This window comes from Kineococcus vitellinus, from assembly GCF_009906315.1.
GTDB lineage: Bacteria > Actinomycetota > Actinomycetes > Actinomycetales > Kineococcaceae > Kineococcus > Kineococcus vitellinus.
The window spans coordinates 1-18,514 of record NZ_JAAALL010000063.1; the positions used below are offsets into that span (position 1 = coordinate 1).

The following is an 18,514-nucleotide window of genomic DNA, read 5'->3' on the forward strand; positions in this document are numbered from 1 at the left end:
CCTCCCGCTCGCGCGCCCCGGCGAGCAGGCGCCGGCGCGCCGCGGGACCACCCCCCGCGAGCGGGAGGTGCCCCCGGGCGAGCCGGCGCGGCCGCAGCGCACGTGGACGCTGCTCGCGGGCCTGCTCGCGCTCGTCGGCGTCTTCGCCGTCGCGCCCGCGGCGGGCGTCGTGCTGAGCCTGGTCGCGGCGGCCGTGGCGCGCACCGTCGACCGGGCGGCCGCGGGGCTCTTCCGCCGCCGCTGGGAGGCGGGTCCGCGCGCCAGCGACGCGCTGGCCGTCGGTGCGGCGACCCCCTGGCACGCCGTGCGCGCCGCGGTGTCGACGGCCTTCGCGGCCGTGGTCCCGCTGCTGGTGGGCATCAGCGTCGTCTTCATCCTCGGCACGTTCGGCGGTGCGGGCCTGGCCTACGGGGCCCCGCTGAGCCTGGCGCTCGGCGGGCTGGCCGGCGTCCTCGTCGCGTGGAACGGGCCCGGCAGCCGCTCGCTGCAGCGCGGCACCCGCACCGCGGTGCGCAGCGTGCTGCGCGGCGAGCGCGCGACGGGCGTCGCGATCGGCGTGCTGCTGCTCGTCGCGTTCGCCGCGCTGCTCGTCGTGCTCGGCGGCGGGCAGCCCGACTGGCGCCCGCTGACCTCCTCGCCGCTGACCCGGCTCGGCTGACCCGGCTCGGCTGACCCGGCTCGGCTGACCCGGCTCGGCTGACCCGGCCCGGCTGAGCGCTCCCGCGGAGGGGTGCGGCCCCTCAGCCGGCCGCGGGTCGCTGCGCGGGGGTGCTGGCGCGCAGCAGCACCTCGCTGTCGACGTGCCGGTGGCGCAGCCGCCCGTCCTCGGCGGACTCGACGAGGTCGAACGCCGCGGCGCCGATCTCGGCCAGCGGCAGGCGCACCGTCGTCAGCGCCGGGGCGATGTCGCGCAGCGTGGGGATGTCGTCGAAGCCGGCGACGGCGAGGTCCTCGGGCACCCGCAGCCCCGCGTCGCGCGCGGCGGCCATCGCCCCCACGGCCATGACGTCGTTGGCGGCCAGCACCACCGGCCGGCGGCCACCCGTGCGCGGCGGCGGGCCCCCGCGCAGCGCCCGCGCGAGGGCGGCGTAGGCGCCGTCGCGGGTGAAGGGGCTCTCCAGCACGGCCTGCGGGAGCAGGCCGCGGGCCTGCAGGCCGGCGCGGAAGCCCGCCGTGCGCTCGGCCGCCGTCGACAGCTCCTGCGGGCCGGGCAGCAGCCAGAACTCCCGGTAGCCGGCGTCGACGAGCGCCTCGGCGAGCCGCCCGGCCGCGCCGCGGTTGTCGAGCAGGACGGTGTCGACGCCCAGCACGTCCTGCGTCACCGCGGCCACCCGCCCGCCGCCGGAGCGGAAGGCGTCCAGCTCCTCGCGCAGCGCGCTCGTCGAGGCCCCGTCCTGCCAGCGCGAACCGGCCAGCAGCACCGCCCGCACCCGCTGGCGGCGCAGGGCGGCCACGTGCTGCACCTCGCGCCAGGGGTCCCCGCCGGTGACGGCGAGGGTGACGATGACGTCGGAGTCCGCGGCGCGCGCCATGACGCCCGCCGCGATCGTGGAGAAGTACGGGTCGGCGATGTCGTGCACGACGAGGCCGACGACGTTCGAGCGTCCCCGCGCCATCGCCTGCGCCTGCGCGTTGGCGCTGTAGTCCAGCCGCTCGGCGGCGGCCGTCACCCGCTCGCGCAGCGCCTCGCCGACGACCCGGGTGCTGCCGTTGAGCACCCGGGAGGCGGTGGCCAGCGAGACCCCCGCCTCGCGGGCGACGTCGTCCAGGGTCACCGGCCCGCCGGCGCTGCGGCGGGGGCGTCGGCGCGGGGGGACGGGGTCGGCCACGGCGACATCCTGCCGTCCCGGCGCGCTCAGGCGCCGCCGGCGTGCTCCCCGGCGTGCCGCCGCAGGTGCAGGCGCACGAACGAGCACGCGGGGACGACCCCCAGCCCGCGCGCCCGCGCGTCGGCGAGGGCGGCCTCGACGACCCGGGTCGCCAGCCCCTGGTGCTCGTGCTCGGGCACCACCTCGGTGTGCACCAGCGCGACCGCCCCGTCCTGCGGGACGTAGTCGACCAGCGCGACGACCCGCCCCGCGAGGCGGCCCTCCCACCGGTGCGCCTGCTCGTCGTGCGTGACGACGAGGTCGTCCACCGCTGCCACGTCCGGCTCCCTCCGCCCGTCGGCCGCGCCCTCGCGCGTCCCGTCGTGCCAACCCGCGCTGGCGCGGCGGCCTTCCCGCCGGCCCGCGGCGGCTCAGCCGGGCAGCAGCAGCTCGCGCGCCTGCTCCCAGGAGGAGACGACGGCCACGCAGCCGGCCTCGCGCAGCCCGGCCGTGCGGGCCTCGCGCTCGGCGGGCGGCACGAACTGCACGGTGCCGACGGTGCGGAAACCGGCGGCCACGGCCGACAGCGCCCCGTTGAGGGAGTCCTCCACGGCCACCGCCTCGTCGGGGGTGACGCCGAGGCGCTCGCCCGCGAGCGCGTAGACGGCCGGGTCGGGCTTGCTCGTGGGCTCGGGCAGGGAGTCCTCGGCGCTGAAGCGGTGCCGGGGCTCGAACAGGTCCTCCAGCCCCGTCACCGCCAGGCAGGCGTCCAGCCGCGAGGAGGCGCTGGAGGTGACGGCCGCCAGGCCGTAGCGGGCCGCCAGCCGCGCCAGCGGTCCGCGCACCGCCGGGTCCGGGCGCAGGACGGTGCGCAGGTGCGCGGTGACGACGTCCTTCTCCTGCAGCACCCAGCGGTCCAGGTCCCCGCGCTCCAGCTCGCGCCCGTACCCGCGGGCCAGCTCCTGGGCGGCGGCGCGGAAGTTCTTGCCGTTGGTCATCGCCTGCAGCTCGGTGGGGCTGTAGGGCCGTTCCGCCCCCAGCTCGGCCAGGAACCGGTTGGTGACGTCCGCCGAGGCGGCGTAGGCCGGTTCCTCCGAGGGGAAGAGGGTCCCGTCGGCGTCGACCAGCAGGGTCGTGACCCCCGCGGGGTCGAGCTCGGTGGAGCGGTTCGTCATGCGGCGCCCTTCTCGTCCAGTGCCAGGTACAGCTCGATCACCTCTCGCGGACCCTGCTCCTCCAGGGCGCGCAGCGCCACCTCGACCGAGGCGGCGAAGTGCTCGTCCTGTGAGAGCTCCCCGAAGACGCTGCGCTCGCTGAGCAGCGCGGCCGGGTCCACCTCGCCCCGCCGGGCCAGCTCCACGAGCTCGTCCGCCAGCGGGCCCTCGACGGGGATCTGCTCCCCGGCGTAGTCGTAGCCGCGCACGAAGCGCATCCAGCCGGCCGTCGCGAGCACGAGCAGCTGGTGCGGGCGCCCCTGCGCCAGCGCGGCGCGCAGCGAGGGGAAGACGTAGTTCGGCATCTTCGTGGAACCGCGCCGGCACAGGCGCAGCAGCTGGTCGCCCATCGCGGGGTTGCTCAGCCGCCGCACCAGCGTGCGCTGGTACTCCTCCAGGTCGACCCCCGGCACCGGCGGCAGCAGCGGGACGACCTCCTCGCCCACGAGGTGCTCCAGGTAGGCGCGGAAGACGTCGTCGGCCACCACCTCGTCGATGGTCCGGTACCCCGCCAGGTAGCCCAGGTAGCCCAGGGCGCAGTGGCTGGCGTTGAGCACCCGCGTCTTCATCGTCTCGTAGGGGGTGACGTCGTCGGTCAGCTGGACGCCGACCTCCTCCAGCGGCGGGCGGCCGTCGCAGAAGTCGTCCTCGACGACCCACTGGGAGAAGGGCTCGGTGATGACGGGCCAGCGGTCGTCGACGCCGGTCGAGGCGGCGACGGCGTCGCGCACCTCCGGCGTGGTCCCCGGGGTGATGCGGTCGACCATGGAGCTGGGGAAGCTCACGCGCTGCCCGATCCAGCCGGCCAGGTCCTCGCCGGTGCGCTCGTCGCGCAGCCGGGCGAAGGAGACCAGCGCCGTCCGCGCGGCGGAGCCGTTGTGCTGCATGTTGTCGCAGGAGAGCACCGTGAACGGGCCGGTGCCGGCGGCGCGCCGGCGGGCCAGCGCCTCGGCGAGGTAGCCGAACACCGTCGCCGGCTGCTGCGGGTGCTCCAGGTCGGCGCGCACGCCGTCGTCGTCGGCGTCGAACTCCCCGGTGTGGGGGTCGATGCGGTAGCTGGTGCCCGTGATCGTCAGGGTGACCAGCCGGGTGCGCTCGTCGGCGAGGACGTCGAGCACGGCCTCCGGCTCCCGCGCCGCCAGCAGGTAGCGCGTCATGACGCCGACGACGCGGGCGCGCTCGGAGCCGTCGCCGTCGCGCTCGACGACCGTCCACAGCCGGTCCTGCTCGGCGAGCACCTCGCCCATCTGCGGGCTGTGCAGCCCGACCCCGACCAGGCCCCAGTCGCGGTGGCCGCGGCGGGCCAGCTCGTCGAGGTAGACGGCCTGGTGGGCGCGGTGGAAGCCGCCGACGCCGATGTGCACCACGGAGGGCACCAGGGCGCTGCGGTCGTAGTCGGGGACGGACACGTCCGGGGGCAGCTCGTGCAGCGCGTCCTCGCGCAGCGGGGTCGTCCGGACGGTGGTGGTGTCGGCCAACGGTTCTCCTCAGCCGTGCCCGCCGACGGCGGGTGCGTGGACGGCCCGCCGGTTGGAGCCTTCGCCGGGCCCGCCGGTTGGAGCCTCGCGGAGTGCTCGTACCCCGCGGCGACGGGGTCCAACCGGCGGCTCCCGCGTGGCCCGTCCCCGGGCGGGTACGGGGGCGGGTGGAAGCAGGCGGAAGCCGCCGCCCCCCGCCCGACCCAGGAGCTCCCGTGAGCGATCGACCCGCCCTGTCCGCCGACGCTCCGGAGCACCCCGAGCCGGAGGTGGAGCACGCCTTCGACCGGCTCGTGGGGGAGGGGCGGGAGCGGCTGACCCGGCCCTTCCTGCCGCTGCTGTGCACCGGCCTGCTGGGCGGCATCGACATCGCCACCGGCGTCCTGGCCTACCTCGTGGTGATGGCGGAGACCGGGGACCACCTGCTGGCGGGCCTGGCCTTCTCGGTGGGCTTCGTGGCCCTGCTGCTGGCGCGCAGCGAGCTGTTCACCGAGAACTTCCTCGTCCCCGTGGCGGCCGTCGTCGCCCGCGAGGGCACCGTGGGTGCGCTGCTGCGGTTGTGGGCGGTCACCCTGGTCGCCAACCTGGCCGGCGGGTGGGTCCTCACCTGGCTGGTGGTGCAGGGCCTGCCGCGCCTGCGCGCGACCGCGGTCGAGGCCGGCACGACGTACGCGACGATCCCCGTCGGGCTGCAGTCGTTCTGCCTGGCCGTCGTGGCCGGTGTCGTCATCACCCTCATGACCCGCATGCAGCACGGCACGGACAGCACCGGCGTGCGCATCGTGCCGGCGGTCCTCTTCGGCGCCCTGCTCGCGGGCGGGCAGCTGTTCCACTCCGTGCTGGACTCGCTGCTGGTGTTCGCGGCGATCCACGCGGGCGCCGACGTCGGCTACGGCGACTGGCTGCCGCGGCTGGGGTGGTCGGCCCTGGGCAACCTGGTGGGCGGCCTGGTGCTCGTCACCGCGATCCGCCTGCTGCGGGTGCCGCACCGGGTCGCGCAGGCGCGCGCCGAGGGCTGAGCGCGCCGGGAGCCGGGGGTGGTGGTGGTCGTGGTTCCGGAGCCCCAGGCCGGAGTCGAACCGGCGACCATCCGCTTACAAGGCGGGCGCTCTGGCCTCTGAGCTACTGGGGCGCGTCCTGCGCGCCGAGTCTGCCACAACGAGGCCCGTGCCCAGGGTGACGTCGTGGGCTGCAGCTCCGCGGCCGACGAGGTGGCGGTGTCGGCAGGACCGAGAGCACGAGGGCCGCGGTGTGAACCGTTGCTACTGAACTGCTTATCGAAAGCGCTAAGCTCGTCGATGCTGATGCTGTCGGGTGCGAGGAGGAGCGGATGGCCGCCCTGCCGGAGGAGATCGCTCGCGCGCCCCTGCGGACCTTCAGGACCCGGGCCCTCGCCGGCCGCTACACCCAGCCCGCCGTCCAGCTGCACCGCCTGCGTGAGCAGGGCCGGGTGCGCAGGGCCGCCCGCGGACTGCACTACGCCGTGCCCGAGGGCGTCACCGCCTCGTGGCGGCCCAGCCTGGAGGCGCTGGCCGCCGGGGTGGCCACCGCCCTGTACGGCGAGCGCGTACCGGTGCTGATGCACCTCAGCGCCGCTCGCCTGCACGGGACGACCCCGCGCGCCCTGGCCCGCGCGGTCGTCGCCGTACCCGACCAGCACCCCGTGCTGACCCTGGAGGACCGCGACGGTGCGCAGGTGGTGTTCGTCGAGCGGGACACCGATGCGCTCGACGCTCAGCTCGTCGGCACCGATCTCGGCTCCGCCCTGGTCACCGGCCCGGAGCAGACGCTCCTGGACCTGGCCCGCCGTCCGGACCTGCTGCGCCTGCCCGGTGAGGCGTGGGAGGCGGTGCGCGGGCTGTGGCCGCGCTGCGACGAGGACCTGTTGGAGGAGCTGGCCGGCCGGCAGCGTGGACGCTCCGCGTTGCGCCGTGCGCGGCAGGTGCAGCAGGGTGCTCACGCCGGTGGGCGCCGGTGACCGTTCCGGGTGATGACGTCGCCGGCCTCCGGTGGCGCTACGAGCAGGCCGTGCCCGAGGGTGCCTGGTGGACGGACGTGACGTGGGAGCACCACGACTGGATGGACGACGGGTGGCTCGAGGTGGCCAGCGCCTACGCCGGCACCTCGGCGGGCCGCGAGCACCTGGTGCGCGAACAGCGGGAAGCGAGCCTGGCCGGTCAAGACGCTGCAGCAGCACGCCTGAGGGCGGCGCTGCTGCGGGGGGACTTCCGCGAGGAGACCGCTCGGGCCGAGCGCGAGGAGGCTCGGCGCAGAGGGCTGGCACCGCGCCCGCGGTCCCTGCAGCCGCTCGAAGCGGCCGCGGTGGCGGAGCGCTTCGGCGTGGCGCACACGCAGGTGCTGCGCGACCACGCCATCAGCCACGTCCTCGCCGCCCTGGCCGCTGTGGACGGGGCGGCGAGCCGCGACGGGGACCTGGTGTTCATCGGCGGCACCGCGCTGGCGCGCACGGTCCTGCCGACGCTGCGCCTGAGCGAGGACGTCGACCTGCTCACCCACGCTCCTCGCCGGGTGGTGGCCGCCGCCATCGAGCAGGTCCTGAGGCGCCGGCTGCGGCGCACGCTCGGCGACGTGAGGTGGGCCGGCCCCGGCCTCAGCGAGGTCGCCGACACCGAGGTGGCCGTGGCGCTCCTCGGGGACGTCCAGGTGCGCTTCCAACTGCTGCCGGGCGATGCCTACCCGCCCTGGCCCCGGCAGGTGCGGTCGTTGCACCAGCGCTACTCCGACGCTCCGCCCGCGTCCCTGTGCACGCTGAGCACCCCGGCCTTCGTCGCCAGCAAGCTGAGCGCCTGGCACGACCGGCGCGCTCCTCGAGACCTGTACGACCTGTGGGCGTTGGGCGTCAGCGGCTGCTTCGACGCACGAGCAGCGGCGCTGTTCGCGCGCCACGGGCCGATCGGGCACTCGGCACCCGACTTCACCCCACCGCCCGACGAGAGCACGTGGGAAGCCGCGCTGGCCCACCAGGGGCGCATCCGCACCAGCGCCGCCGACGCCGCCCGCGAGGTGCGGGTGATGTGGCGCCAGGTGGTGGACCACGCCTGAGCGCCGGTGCCGCGCGGCGCCTACCGTGTCCGGGTGGGTGCGAGCGGCGGCGGGCTGGCGGGGGCGCGCGGTGCGGCGACCTGGCTGGGGGAGCGCGTCGGCCGCCTGGACGACGAGCGGCTGCGCGCCGAGCGCGACCCGGTGGCGCTGCTGCGTGCGCTCGTGGAGCCCGGCGAGCGCGCGTTCGTCGTGGAGGCGATGCGCGAGCAGGTCGTCGTCTTCTTCGCCGGGCGGCGGTGGTGGGCGACGAGCCTGCCGACGATGGCGAACCCGACGAGGGCGCGCCCGGGCCGGGCGCTGACCGAGGACGTCTACGGCTGGGAGCACTGGTCGGCGTACGTGCGCCGCACCCACCTGCTGTCGGCGACGGTCCTCGGCCCGGCGGACTCGGCCACCACGCTGGCGCAGGAGATCGCCGCGCACCTGCAGAGCGACCTGCGCGACCACATGGTCACCGCGGCGCTGGCCGGGGTGCCCGAGGACGACCGGGCCGCGGCGGAGTTCCTGCTGGCCCTGAGCGGCCACGCCGTCCCGCGCGGGCCCGACGTCGCCGCGATCAGCGGGGACGCCGCCGCGGGGACGCCGCCGCACCAGCCCTAGGCGGGTCCGGGCGCGGCCGTCGGCGGTACCGTGCCGCGTGCCCCTCCCCGTCAGCCACCCCCACCAGCGCTACAGCGTCACCGGCTACCAGGAGCAGGACACCGACGACGGGGTCCGCTGGTCCTGCGAGCTGCTGCGCCACGGCCAGAGCATCGGCCTGGTCGGCGGCGACGACGCCGGCGGGCCGGACCACTACACCTTCCCCGACCCCGCCCGCGGCGAGGAGTTCCTGGCCGCGGCCCGCGCCCTGCACCCCGCCGCGCAGCGGCCCGGGGACGTGCTGGTCGAGGAGCTCGTCACGTTCCGCATGCTGAACTCCCTGGACCAGGTCGCCTACTGCTTCGCCGAGGACCGCTTCGAGGAGACCGGCGGGTACCGGCTCGCGGAGCCGGGGCGCACCTCCGCGCAGGTGCGCGAGGAGCTGGCCGCGCAGCACGCCGAGCGCCGCCCGCGCGTGTGGGACCGGAACCTCTCGCAGATGGTGCCGGTGCTGCCGCAGGGCTGATCAGCGCCGCCGCCGGCGCTCGCGCAGCGCGCGCCAGGCGCCCGTCGACCACAGCGCCCACACCACGAGCACGGGCTGGAAGAGCAGCCGCACGGCGCGCGCGGTGTCGCTGTCGAGGCCGAAGGCGTCGGTGCGGGTCAGCAGCTGCGAGACGTTGCCGGGGAAGACCGCCACGAAGAAGACGGCCGCGACGGCGCCGGCGAGCGGGCGGGCCGGTCGCCGCCACGCCAGCAGCAGCGCCCCGCCGAGGACGAGCTCCACGACGCCGGAGGCCACGACGACGAGGTCCGGCTCCAGCGGCACCCAGGGCGGCACCTGGGCCTGGAACTCCCGGCGCAGGGTGCTCAGGTGGCCGGTGCCGGCGGTCAGCAGCGCCACGCCGAGGGCGGCCTGCGCGAGCGCGCGGGCCGCCCCGCGGGCGTCCATCAGGCCGCCATCAGGCGGTGACGGTCTCGAGGGTGACGGGCACGTTGCCGCGGGTGGCGTTGGAGTAGGGGCACACCCGGTGGGCGGCCTCGACGAGCTGCTCCGCGGCGGCCTGCTCGATGCCGCCCAGCTCGACGTGCAGGGTGACCTCCAGGCCGAAGCCGCCGGTCTCGTCCGGGCCGATGCCGACCTCGGCGGTGACGGCGGAGTCGCTGAAGGACGTCCTGCGCTCGCGCGCCACGGCCTTGAGGGCGCTGTGGAAGCAGGCGGCGTAGCCGGCGGCGAACAGCTGCTCGGGGTTCGCGCCGCCGCCGGGGCCGCCCATCTCCTCCGGCACGGCGAGGTCGAGGTCGACGAGGCCGTCGGAGGAGCGGGTGTGCCCGCTGCGGCCCTCCCCGGTGGCGGTGGCGACGGCGGTGTAGACGACGGGCACGGGGGCCTCCCAGTAGGTAGAACGTTCGTTCTGCCCGAGAGTGCACACCCTCCGGCCGGTCCGGTCAAGCGGAGCGGGCCGGGCGCGGGCGCGGTTACCGTGGAGCGGTGACGACCGACGTGCGCTCCACCCCGGCCCGGGAACGGCTGCTGCGCACCGCGTCCGCGCTCTTCTACGCCGAGGGTCTGCGCTCGGTGGGGGTGGACCGGGTCGTCGAGGAGGCCTCGGTCACCCGGGCGACCTTCTACCGGCACTTCCCCGGCAAGGAGGACCTCGTCGTCGCCTACCTGGAGGACGTCGACCGCGGGGTGCGCGCGCGGGTCGGCGAGCCGCCCGCCGCACCGGGCGGGGCGGCGGCCTTCCTGCGCCGGCTCACCGGCGCCGTCGGCGAGCAGCTGTGCGGCCCCGGCTTCCGCGGCTGCCCCTTCATCAACGCCGCCGCCGAGCACCCCGACCCCGCCAGCCCCGTGCGCCGGGTCGTGCGCGAGCACCGCCGCTGGCTGGGGTCCACGGTCGAGCGGGCGCTGCGCGCCGCCGGCCACCCCGACCCGCCGGGCGCCGCCCGGCGCTGGACGGCGCTGCGGGACGGGGCCATGGTCGCCGGCTACCTCGACGACCCGGCGGCCGCGCAGGCCGTGCTGGAGGCCGCCGTCGAGGACCTGCTCGCCGGGGCGCTCAGCCGCTGACGCCCGTGCCGACGCCCGCGGTGGGTTCGGTGGTGGGTCCGGCGGTGCGTTCGGCGCCGGGTCCGGCGGTGCGCCGCGCCCGGGGCCCGAAGGCGCCGCGGTAGCGCGCGGCAGGGTGCCGCTCGTTCAGGCGCGGGCTGCCGAACAGCTTCTGCCGCAGCGGTCCCTCGCGGTACTCCGCCTGCGCCAGCCCGCGCCGGCGCAGCTCGGGCAGCACCTGGTCGGCGAACTCGGCGAAGGAGCCGGGGATCACCCAGTTGACGACGTTGACGCCGTCGACGCCCGCGGCCCGCCACACCTCCAGCTGGTCGGCGATCTGCTCGGGGGTGCCGACGACCCGCTGGCTCGTCGCCCGCTGGGCGGCCAGGTCGGCCACGACGGGTTCGCGGTCGGTGATGTGCCGCGAGAGCCACTCGGCGAAACCCCTCGCGCCGTTCGTGTCGACCTGCGACAGCGGGGTCTGCGGCGGGTAGGCGCGCCCGGTGCGGTCCAGGACGGCCGAGTGCGCGAGGTAGCCGTCGACGCTGACCCAGCGGTCGTGCTCGGCGGCCTTGGCCCGTGCCTCCTCCTCGGTCGCGCCGACCACGAAGCTGAGCCCCTGGAAGAACTTCAGGTCCCCGGGCTCGCGGCCGGCCTGCTGCGCCAGCGCGCGGGTCTGCGCGATCTGCTGGGCGGCCAGCGCCGGCGAGGGGGAGGCGATGAACACCGCCTCCGCGTGCCGGGCCGCGAAGGCGCGCCCGGAGGCCGAGGAGCCGGCCTGGAAGAGCAGGGGCGTGCGCTGCGGCGAGGGCGAGGGCAGGTGCGGGCCCTCCACGGCGTACCGCTCGCCGCGGTGGTGGATCTTGTGGACCCCGCCGGGGTCGGCGTGCACGCCGCGCTCGCGGTCCTGCAGCAGCGCGTCCTCGTCCCAGGAGCCCTCCCACAGCTTGTACGTCACGTCGACGTACTCCTCCGCCCACCGGTAGCGCTCGGCGTGGTCGGTGAGCCGGGGCAGCCCGAAGTTGCGCGCCCCGTTCTCCTGCATGCCGGTGACGACGTTCCAGGCGATCCGCCCGCCGGAGACGTGGTCGAGCGTGGACATCTGCCGGGCGAAGGTGAACGGGTGGGCCTGCACGACGTTGGAGGTCGTGGCCAGGCCCAGGTGCTCGGTGTGCACCGCGAGCGCCGACAGCAGCACCGTCGGGTCGTTGCTGGGGATCTGCAGCCCCTCGCGCAGGTAGACGTCGTAGTCGGCGTCCGCGTCGCCGTACAGGCCGCTGACGTCGGCGAAGAACATGGCGTCGAACTTCGCCGCCTCCAGCAGCTGCGCCAGCTCGATCCAGGTGCGGACGTCGTTGAAGGCGGTCTGCTGCGCGTCCGGCCGCCGCCACTGCCCGTGCTGGATGTGCGAGGTGGTGTTCATGACGAACGCGTTGAAGTGCAGGGGCGTGCTCACCGGGCCTCCTCCTCGGCGCGCTGCCCGGCCAGGCGGGGCAGGGCGCTCACGAGCTCACGGGTGTAGGGGTGCTGCGGGCGCTCGAAGACGTCCTCGGCGCTGCCGCGCTCGACGACCTCGCCGTCCTTCATGACGAGGACGTCGTCGCTGACGTGGTAGACGACGCCGAGGTCGTGGGAGATGAACAGGTAGCTCAGCCCCAGCGCCCGCTGCAGGTCGGCGAGCAGGTCCAGCACCTGCGCCTGCACCGACACGTCGAGCGCGGAGACCGCCTCGTCGAGCACGACCACGGACGGCTCGGGGGCCAGCGCGCGGGCGATGGAGACCCGCTGGCGCTGCCCGCCCGACAGGGTCAGCGGGAAGCGCGCGAGCACGTCCTCGTCGAGGCCGACCTGGGCGAGCAGCTCGCGCAGGCGGGCCCGCCGCTCGCCGGCGGTGCGGGAGCGCCGCGGCGGCAGCGCGTCGAGCAGCACCCGCTCCACCGTCCAGCGCGGGTCGAAGGAGCTCAGCGGGTCCTGCTGGACGACGGACACCTCCTTGCGGCGCTCCCGGCGCTGCGCCTCCGGCACCTGCGACCACGGCCTGCCGAGCAGGTTCACCACCCCCTCGTCGGGGGCGGTGAGCGCCAGCGCCAGCCGGGCGGTCGTCGACTTGCCCGAACCGGACTCGCCGACGATGCCCAGGGTGCGGCCGGCCCGCAGGCTGAAGGAGACCCCGGAGACCGCGGTGTGGCTGCCCTCCGCGGTGGCGTAGCGCTTCACCAGGCCGCTGGCCTCCAGGACGGTGCCGCCGGGGCGCTCGGCGCGCGGTCGCGGCAGCACCGCCGCCGGCGCCGGGCTCAGCCGCTCCCCGCGGGTGTGCTCGCCGGGGACGGCGGCGATGAGGGCGCGGGTGTACTCGTGGCGCGGGGCGGTGAGGACCTCCCGGGTCGGGCCGCTCTCCACGACCCGGCCGCCGGACATCACCAGCACGCGGTCGGCCAGCCGCGCGACGACCGACAGGTCGTGGCTGATGAGGACGATGGCCACCCCGCGGCGCTTCTGCTCGGCCAGCAGGTCGAGGACCTGCGCCTGCACCGTGACGTCCAGCGCCGTCGTCGGCTCGTCGGCGACCACGACCTCGGGGTCCAGGGCGATCGCCGAGGCGATGAGGGCGCGCTGGCGCAGCCCGCCGGACAGCTCGTCGGGGCGCTGGCGGGCGCGCGCCCGCGCCGAGGGCACGCCCACCGCCGTCAGCAGCTCCAGCACCTTCGCCCGGCGGGCGCGGCGTTCGCGCCAGCCGTGCAGCCGCAGCGCCTCCTCGACCTCCGCGCCGACGGGGCGCAGCGGGTCCAGCGAGACCAGCGCGTCCTGCAGGACGAAGCCGATGCGCCGCCCGCGGGTGCGCCGCCAGTCCCGCGCGGACAGGCCGCGCACGTCCGCGCCGTCGAAGTGCAGCCGCTCGGCCCGCACGAGCGCCCCGTCGCCGGTGAGGCCGACGAGGGTGCGCGCGGTGACGCTCTTGCCCGAGCCGGACTCGCCGACGACCGCCAGGCACTCGCCGGGGTGCAGGTCGAACGACACGTCGTGCACGACGTCCCGCACGCCCTCGCGCCGCGCGAAGCCGACGTGCAGGCCGCGGACGCTGAGCACCGGCTCCCCGCTGCGGCCGGTGGGTCCCGCGTGCTGCGCTGCGCTCACGACGCGCTCCTCTCGAGGACTGCCTGCAGGTGCTTGCCGAGGGTGGTGGTGGCCAGCGCCAGGACGACCACGACGAGGCCCGGCACGACCGTCAACCACCAGGCGTGGGCGACGTAGGGGCGCCCGGCCTCCAGCAGCGCGCCCCACTCCGAGGACGGCGGCGCCACGCCCAGGCCGAGGAAGGACAGGCTGGAGGCCCACACGATCGACTGCCCGATCGAGAGGGCCATGACCGCCACCAGCGGGCGCAGCGCGTTGGGCAGCACGTGCCGGCGCAGGATGCGCCCGGGGGAGTGCCCGAGGGCGACCGCCGCCTCCACGTAGGCCGAGCCCCGCGCGGACAGCACCTGGGCGCGGACCATCCGGGCGTAGCCGGGAGCGGTGCCGACGCCGACCGCGACGGCCGCGGTCGCCGCGGACGGGCCGAGCAGCGCGACGAGCAGCAGCGCCAGCAGCAGGCTCGGGAAGCTGAAGAGGACCTCCACGACGCGGTCGACGACGGGTGCCACGACCCGCCCGCCGAGCGCGGCCAGGGTGCCGAGCACCACCGCCAGCGACAGGCTCACCAGGCTGGCGCCGACCCCGATGGCCAGCGAGGGCCGGGCGCCGTGGACGACGCGGCTGAACAGGTCGCGCCCGGCCTCGTCGGTGCCGAACCAGTGCCCGGGCCCGGGGGCCTGCAGCGCCCGGTCCAGGTGCAGCGCCAGCGGGTCGGTGGTGTCCAGCAGGCCCGGGGCGGCGGCGGCCACGCCGAACCCCAGCGCCGCCAGGCCCGCCAGCCAGACGCCCCACGGCCGCGGGCGGCGGGTGCGGACGGCCCGCGCCTCGGGGGCGGGTTCGAGCAGCAGGGTGGTCACGAGGGCCGCCCTCCCTTCGCGGTGCGGGGGTCGACGAGGCCGTGCACGAGGTCGACGAGGAGGTTGGCGACGACGTAGAGGGCCGCCACGAGCAGGACGACGCCGGTGACGATCGGCAGGTCCTGGTTGTTGACCGCGGTGACGAGCACCCGGCCGATGCCGGCGCGCGTGTAGACCGTCTCGACGACGACGGCCCCGGAGATCGTGGCGCCGAGCGCCCAGCCGGACAGCGTCACCGCCGGCAGCGCGGCGTGCCGCAGCACGTGCCGCAGCCGGATCGCCAGGTCGCCGGCGCCGCGCGTGCGCGCCGACAGGACGAACGGCTGCTGCAGCGCCCGCTCGAACTCCGTGCGGGTCGCCTGCCCCATGAACCCCGCCAGCGGGACGGCCAGCGTCAGGGCGGGCAGCAGCAGGCCGGCGGGGGAGTTCCCGCTGATGACGGGGAACCAGCGCAGCTGCAGCGCGAAGACCAGCAGCAGGACGATGCCGAGCCAGTAGTGCGGCAGGCCGGCGGTCGCGGTGTCCACGGCCGCCCCCAGGCCCGCGGTGCGCCGGCCGCGGCCGGCGGTGAGCACCACCCACACGACCATCCCCGCCCAGGCCAGCGCGATCGCCGTCAGCGTGAGGACCAGCGTGGGGGCCAGCTGCTCGCCGATGACGTCGGTGACCGGGCGGAACTGCTGGTAGGACTCGCCCAGGTCGCCGCGCACCAGGCCGGACAGGTGGTGCAGGTACTGGGTGAGGACCGGGTCCTGGAACCCGTACTGGGCGTTGATGGCCGCCAGTTCCTCGGGGGTGCGCTCGATGGGCTGCCCGGCGCGGATGTTGAAGATGATGGTGGCGCGGTCGCCGGGCAGCACGGCCTGCGCGAGGAAGGCCGCGGTGGCCGCTCCCCAGAGCACCAGCAGCGCGCCCAGCAGGCGGGAGACGACGCGCCGCGCGGTGCGGCGCAGCCGCGCGCCGGGGTCCTCCAGGGGCGCCGCGCTGAAGCGGGCGTCGACCTGCGCGGGGGCGTCAGCGGACGAAGCGGGCATCGTAGAACACCGGTCCTCCCTGTGCGTTCTCCTGCCAGACGCCCTGCAGCGACGGGGAGACCGCCAGCGTGCTCAGCCGGTCGAACAGGCCGATGGACAGGGCGCGGTCGGCGATGAGCTCCTGCGCCTGGCGGTAGAGCGCCTCCTGCGCCGCCGGGTCGGCGGTCTGGTTGGCCCGGTCGATGAGCTCGCCCAGCGCCGGGTCGTCGTAGAAGGCGGCGTTGTTGCCGTTGGGCCAGTCCTCCGTGCCCGGTCGCCAGTTCACCCAGAGGATCCCGGCGGTGACGGAGGTCCAGTAGCCGACGGCGATGTCCCGCTCGTCGGGCCGGCTGTACTCGCCGGCGAAGAACCCGCTCGGGGGCACGGGCACCAGCCGCACGTCGAAACCGGTGGCCTTCGCCTGCTGCTGCACCCCCTGCAGGATCGAGGCGCCGTCGGCGTTGATGATCGTGCCGGAGTTGTACGGCAGGAGGACCGAGAGCCGCTCGCCGCCGCGGGTGCGGGTGCCGTCCTCGTCGCGGCCGGTCCAGCCGGCCTCGTCGAGCAGGCGGTTCGCGGTGTCGAGGTCGAAGGAGTGGGCCTCGGCCGCCTCCCGGCTGTACCCCGGGGTGCTGCGGCTGACCGCGCCGTTGCCCTCGTAGGGGATGACGCCCCGGCCGATGGTCTCCACGAGGGCCCGGCGGTCCAGGCCGGCCGCGAACGCCTTGCGCACCCGCTCGTCGGTGAAGGGGCCCCGCTGCGTGTTGAACGACAGCTGCTGCGGGCGCCCGGCGGTGACGTGCTTCAGCTCGGTGTACCCGTCGCGGCCGAGGTCGGCGTAGTCGACGGCGGGCACGTCGTAGATCGCGTCGGTCTCGCCGGCGCGCAGCGAGGCGACGCGCGTCGTGCCGTCGGGGACGAACCGCCAGCGGATCCGCTCCACGTACGCGGGGCCGGTGTGCCGGGCGTTGGCCGGCGGCGAGGTGTAGTCCTCGTTGCGCCGCAGCACGATCTCCTCGCCGCGGTCCCAGTGGTCGACGACGAAGGCCCCGGAACCGATGGGCGCCTCGCAGTTCTCCTCGGCCGTGCGCGTCTGCAGCGCCTGCTGGGACTGGATCCCCGAGTACCCCTGGGCCAGGTTCTCCGCCAGCCGCGGGTACGGCTTGCCGAGGTGGATCCGCAGGGTGAGGTCGTCGACGGCCGTGGCGGAGTCGTAGTAGCCGTCGAGCCACACCTTGGCGGTCGAGTTCCCGCCCTCCACCCAGTGCTCGATGTTGTGGGCCACGACGGCGGCGGTCAGCGCGGTGCCGTCGGTGAACCGCACGCCCTCGCGCAGGTGGAAGGTCCAGCTGAGGCCGTCGGGGGACTGCTCCCAGGAGCGCGCCAGCCACGGCACGACCCGGCCGTCCTCGTCGAGGGAGGTCAGCGCGTCGAGCACCTGCGTCGACAGGTACGCCTGCTCGATCCAGCCGCCGAAGACGCAGGCGGGTTCCTGCTGGTGGCCGTAGACGATGGTGCCGCCGGTCACCGGGCCCGCCCCGGGGGGCGGCTGCTCGGCGGCGCTGGTGCCGGCGCAACCGGCGAGGGCGAGGGCCGCTGCGGCGGCGAGGAGGGTTCTGCGCGGGCGTGCGGGCATGCGGCGGGAACTCCTGGTGGGTCCGGGAGAGCGGGGGAGGGGAGGAGCGCGGGGTGGAGCCGGGTCGAGCGCGGGCGGGTCAGCGCGAACAGGCGGCGCTGCTGGTGCGCAGCAGGTCGACGTGGCGACGCGCGACGAGCGCAGCCGTGCCGGAGTTCCTCGTCACGTCAGCCCCTTCGGCTCCGCACTTGCCGAACGGTTCCGTCCGGCCGGGTCGTCACCTGGGGCACCCCGCCACGGAGGAGGGTTGCCGGACAGCGAGCCAGGGCTTCGCGCTGCCACTCATGACCTGGGAAGAACCTAGGAGCCGCGTTCGCGCGGTGTCAACCCTCCGTGGAACCGTCGGCGTGGAACCGTCGCGCGGGAACCTCCGGCTGGAACCCCGGGGCTGGAACCCCGGGCGGGAACCCGGGGGACCTCAGCCGCGCCGGCGCGCGCGGTACCGCGCGCGCACCCACCACACCAGCGCGCCGGCGCCCAGCACCGCCGCGCCACCGGCCAGCGGGCCGGCCGGCAGGCTCAGCGCCAGCACCACGCAGCCCAGCAGCCCGAGGGCGGGCACGAACCGCGGCGGGCGGCCCTGCTCGCGGGTCAGCGTCCACGCGCTGGCGTTGGCGATCGCGTAGTAGACGAGGACGCCGAAGGAGGAGAACCCGATGGCGTCGCGCAGGTCGACCGCGGTGACCAGCACGGCGACGAGCGCCCCCACGGCCAGCGCCGCGCGGTGCGGGACCCCGTGCACCGGGTGGACCACCGCCAGCACCGGCGGCAGGTCGCGCTGGCGGGCCATCGCGAACGTGGTGCGCGAGACGCCCAGCAGGAGGGTCAGCAGGGAGCCGAGGGCGGCGAGGGCGCCGCCGACCGCGACGAGCGGTGCCCAGCCGGCGGCCGACCCCGCCTCCACCGCGCGCCGCAGCGGCGCCGGTCCCGCCGCCAGGGCGTCCGGGCCCAGCGCGGCGAGGACGGCCACCCCCACGGCGGCGTAGACGGCGAAGGTGACGGCGAGGGCGATCGGCACCGCCCGCGGGATGGTGCGGGCCGGGTCGCGCACCTCCTCGCCGAGGGTGGCGATGCGCGCGTACCCGGCGAAGGCGAAGAACAGCAGGCCCGCGGAGCTCAGCACCCCGCCGGCGTCCACGCCCTCCCAGCGCAGCCGGTCGGCGTCCGCGGTGCCGCCGCCCAGGGCGGCCACCACCACGACGGCCAGCGTGAGCAGCACGGCCACGACGAGCAGGCGGGTCACCCGGGCCGACTTCTGCACGCCGCGCGAGTCCAGGGCGGTGATCGCGGCCACGGCCGCCAGGGCCAGCGGGCGGGCGTGCTCGGGCGCCACCTGGGTGGCGAACGTCAGGGCCATCGCCGCGCAGCTCGCGCTCTTGCCGACGACGAACGCCCACCCGGCCAGGAAGCCCCAGAACTCGCCCAGGCGCAGGCGGCCGTAGGCGTAGGTGCCGCCGGACTCGGGGTGGACCGCGGCCAGGCGGGCCGAGGACGTCGCATTGCACGCGGCGACGACCGCGGCCACGGCCAGCCCGAGCAGCAGCCCGCTGCCGGCGGCGGCGGCCGCCGGGGCCCAGGCGGAGAACACCCCGGCCCCGAGCATGGCGCCCAGCCCGACGACGACCGCGTCGCGGACGCCGAGGCGGCGGGCCAGGGCGCCATGCTCGGGGCCGGGGTGTTC

Annotated in this window: 19 protein-coding genes, 1 tRNA gene, 1 pseudogene and 1 riboswitch; of the genes and pseudogenes, 7 read left to right on the plus strand and 14 right to left on the minus strand. The window is 76.3% G+C overall.

Features of this window, described 5'->3' with window-relative positions; translation table 11 throughout:
• Positions 1–658: pseudogene (locus GTQ99_RS08020) on the plus strand (hypothetical protein); the annotation flags it as partial.
• A gap of 82 nt (positions 659–740) precedes the next feature.
• Here the strand turns inward: GTQ99_RS08020 and GTQ99_RS08025 are convergent.
• From GTQ99_RS08025 to GTQ99_RS08040, 4 genes are all read right to left on the minus strand, one after another.
• A complete protein-coding gene (locus GTQ99_RS08025) occupies positions 741–1,829 on the minus strand; it encodes a substrate-binding domain-containing protein (protein ID WP_166615220.1) in 1,089 nt (362 codons plus the stop codon).
• 26 nt (positions 1,830–1,855) lie between these two features.
• The gene (locus GTQ99_RS08030) at positions 1,856–2,146 is read right to left on the minus strand and encodes a GNAT family N-acetyltransferase (protein WP_166615221.1); all 291 of its coding nucleotides are present in this window, start codon (positions 2,144–2,146) and stop codon (positions 1,856–1,858) included.
• Between the two features lie 93 nt (positions 2,147–2,239).
• A complete protein-coding gene (locus tag GTQ99_RS08035) occupies positions 2,240–2,983 on the minus strand; it encodes an HAD family hydrolase (RefSeq protein WP_166615222.1) in 744 nt (247 codons plus the stop codon).
• On the minus strand, positions 2,980–4,500 hold the full coding sequence (locus GTQ99_RS08040; RefSeq protein WP_166615223.1) for a mannitol dehydrogenase family protein: 1,521 nt from the start codon (positions 4,498–4,500) through the stop codon (positions 2,980–2,982). The genes GTQ99_RS08035 and GTQ99_RS08040 overlap by 4 nt, the downstream gene beginning before the upstream one ends.
• Positions 4,501–4,715: 215 nt before the next feature.
• On the opposite strand from GTQ99_RS08040, the gene GTQ99_RS08045 reads away from it, so the two are divergent.
• Positions 4,716–5,519 (plus strand): formate/nitrite transporter family protein, encoded by an 804-nt coding sequence (locus GTQ99_RS08045; RefSeq protein WP_166615224.1) that lies wholly within the window; start codon positions 4,716–4,718, stop codon positions 5,517–5,519.
• Between the two features lie 40 nt (positions 5,520–5,559).
• Here the strand turns inward: GTQ99_RS08045 and GTQ99_RS08050 are convergent.
• Positions 5,560–5,632: transfer RNA gene (locus tag GTQ99_RS08050), tRNA-Thr, on the minus strand.
• A gap of 198 nt (positions 5,633–5,830) precedes the next feature.
• On the opposite strand from GTQ99_RS08050, the gene GTQ99_RS08055 reads away from it, so the two are divergent.
• Genes GTQ99_RS08055 through GTQ99_RS08070 form a run of 4 tightly spaced genes read left to right on the plus strand, consistent with a single transcriptional unit; the run spans position 5,831 to position 8,668 of the window.
• Positions 5,831–6,478 carry a type IV toxin-antitoxin system AbiEi family antitoxin domain-containing protein gene (locus GTQ99_RS08055; protein ID WP_166615225.1) on the plus strand — a complete coding sequence of 216 codons (648 nt, stop codon included), beginning with the start codon at positions 5,831–5,833 and terminating at the stop codon, positions 6,476–6,478.
• A gap of 50 nt (positions 6,479–6,528) precedes the next feature.
• Complete coding sequence (locus tag GTQ99_RS08060; RefSeq protein ID WP_205707030.1) at positions 6,529–7,563, plus strand: nucleotidyl transferase AbiEii/AbiGii toxin family protein; 1,035 nt, start codon at positions 6,529–6,531, stop codon at positions 7,561–7,563.
• 33 nt (positions 7,564–7,596) lie between these two features.
• Complete coding sequence (locus GTQ99_RS08065; RefSeq protein ID WP_166615226.1) at positions 7,597–8,163, plus strand: hypothetical protein; 567 nt, start codon at positions 7,597–7,599, stop codon at positions 8,161–8,163.
• Between the two features lie 37 nt (positions 8,164–8,200).
• The gene (locus GTQ99_RS08070; RefSeq protein WP_166615227.1) at positions 8,201–8,668 is read left to right on the plus strand and encodes a hypothetical protein; all 468 of its coding nucleotides are present in this window, start codon (positions 8,201–8,203) and stop codon (positions 8,666–8,668) included.
• On the opposite strand, the gene GTQ99_RS08075 is transcribed toward GTQ99_RS08070, so the two are convergent.
• Both GTQ99_RS08075 and GTQ99_RS08080 read right to left on the minus strand, forming a co-directional pair.
• Positions 8,669–9,094, minus strand: a complete 426-nt coding sequence (locus GTQ99_RS08075) for a DoxX family protein (RefSeq protein WP_166615228.1) — start codon at positions 9,092–9,094, stop codon at positions 8,669–8,671. It abuts the gene before it with no gap.
• Between the two features lie 10 nt (positions 9,095–9,104).
• Entirely contained in the window at positions 9,105–9,527 is a 423-nt protein-coding gene (locus tag GTQ99_RS08080; RefSeq protein WP_166615229.1) for an Ohr family peroxiredoxin, read from the minus strand.
• Between the two features lie 107 nt (positions 9,528–9,634).
• Here GTQ99_RS08080 and GTQ99_RS08085 point away from each other — a divergent pair, with 107 nt between their 5' ends.
• On the plus strand, positions 9,635–10,213 hold the full coding sequence (locus tag GTQ99_RS08085; protein WP_166615230.1) for a TetR family transcriptional regulator: 579 nt from the start codon (positions 9,635–9,637) through the stop codon (positions 10,211–10,213).
• Here GTQ99_RS08085 and GTQ99_RS08090 read toward each other — a convergent pair.
• From GTQ99_RS08090 to GTQ99_RS08115, 7 genes are all read right to left on the minus strand, one after another.
• Positions 10,203–11,648, minus strand: coding sequence for an NtaA/DmoA family FMN-dependent monooxygenase (locus GTQ99_RS08090; protein WP_338074808.1), 1,446 nt, complete (start codon positions 11,646–11,648; stop codon positions 10,203–10,205). The genes GTQ99_RS08085 and GTQ99_RS08090 overlap by 11 nt on opposite strands.
• The gene (locus GTQ99_RS08095) at positions 11,645–13,327 is read right to left on the minus strand and encodes a dipeptide ABC transporter ATP-binding protein (RefSeq protein ID WP_166615231.1); all 1,683 of its coding nucleotides are present in this window, start codon (positions 13,325–13,327) and stop codon (positions 11,645–11,647) included. Before GTQ99_RS08095 ends, GTQ99_RS08090 begins: the two co-directional genes overlap by 4 nt.
• Positions 13,324–14,184 carry an ABC transporter permease subunit gene (locus GTQ99_RS08100; protein ID WP_166615232.1) on the minus strand — a complete coding sequence of 287 codons (861 nt, stop codon included), beginning with the start codon at positions 14,182–14,184 and terminating at the stop codon, positions 13,324–13,326. Before GTQ99_RS08100 ends, GTQ99_RS08095 begins: the two co-directional genes overlap by 4 nt.
• Positions 14,181–15,218, minus strand: coding sequence for an ABC transporter permease (locus GTQ99_RS08105; RefSeq protein ID WP_166615233.1), 1,038 nt, complete (start codon positions 15,216–15,218; stop codon positions 14,181–14,183). Before GTQ99_RS08105 ends, GTQ99_RS08100 begins: the two co-directional genes overlap by 4 nt.
• Positions 15,199–16,833, minus strand: coding sequence for an ABC transporter substrate-binding protein (locus GTQ99_RS08110; RefSeq protein ID WP_166615234.1), 1,635 nt, complete (start codon positions 16,831–16,833; stop codon positions 15,199–15,201). The genes GTQ99_RS08105 and GTQ99_RS08110 overlap by 20 nt, the downstream gene beginning before the upstream one ends.
• A gap of 79 nt (positions 16,834–16,912) precedes the next feature.
• Entirely contained in the window at positions 16,913–16,999 is an 87-nt protein-coding gene (locus GTQ99_RS27495) for a putative leader peptide (RefSeq protein ID WP_420814526.1), read from the minus strand.
• A gap of 13 nt (positions 17,000–17,012) precedes the next feature.
• Positions 17,013–17,123: riboswitch (SAM riboswitch) on the minus strand.
• A gap of 128 nt (positions 17,124–17,251) precedes the next feature.
• Positions 17,252–18,487 (minus strand): APC family permease, encoded by a 1,236-nt coding sequence (locus tag GTQ99_RS08115; protein WP_166615237.1) that lies wholly within the window; start codon positions 18,485–18,487, stop codon positions 17,252–17,254.
• Positions 18,488–18,514: the final 27 nt, after the last annotated feature.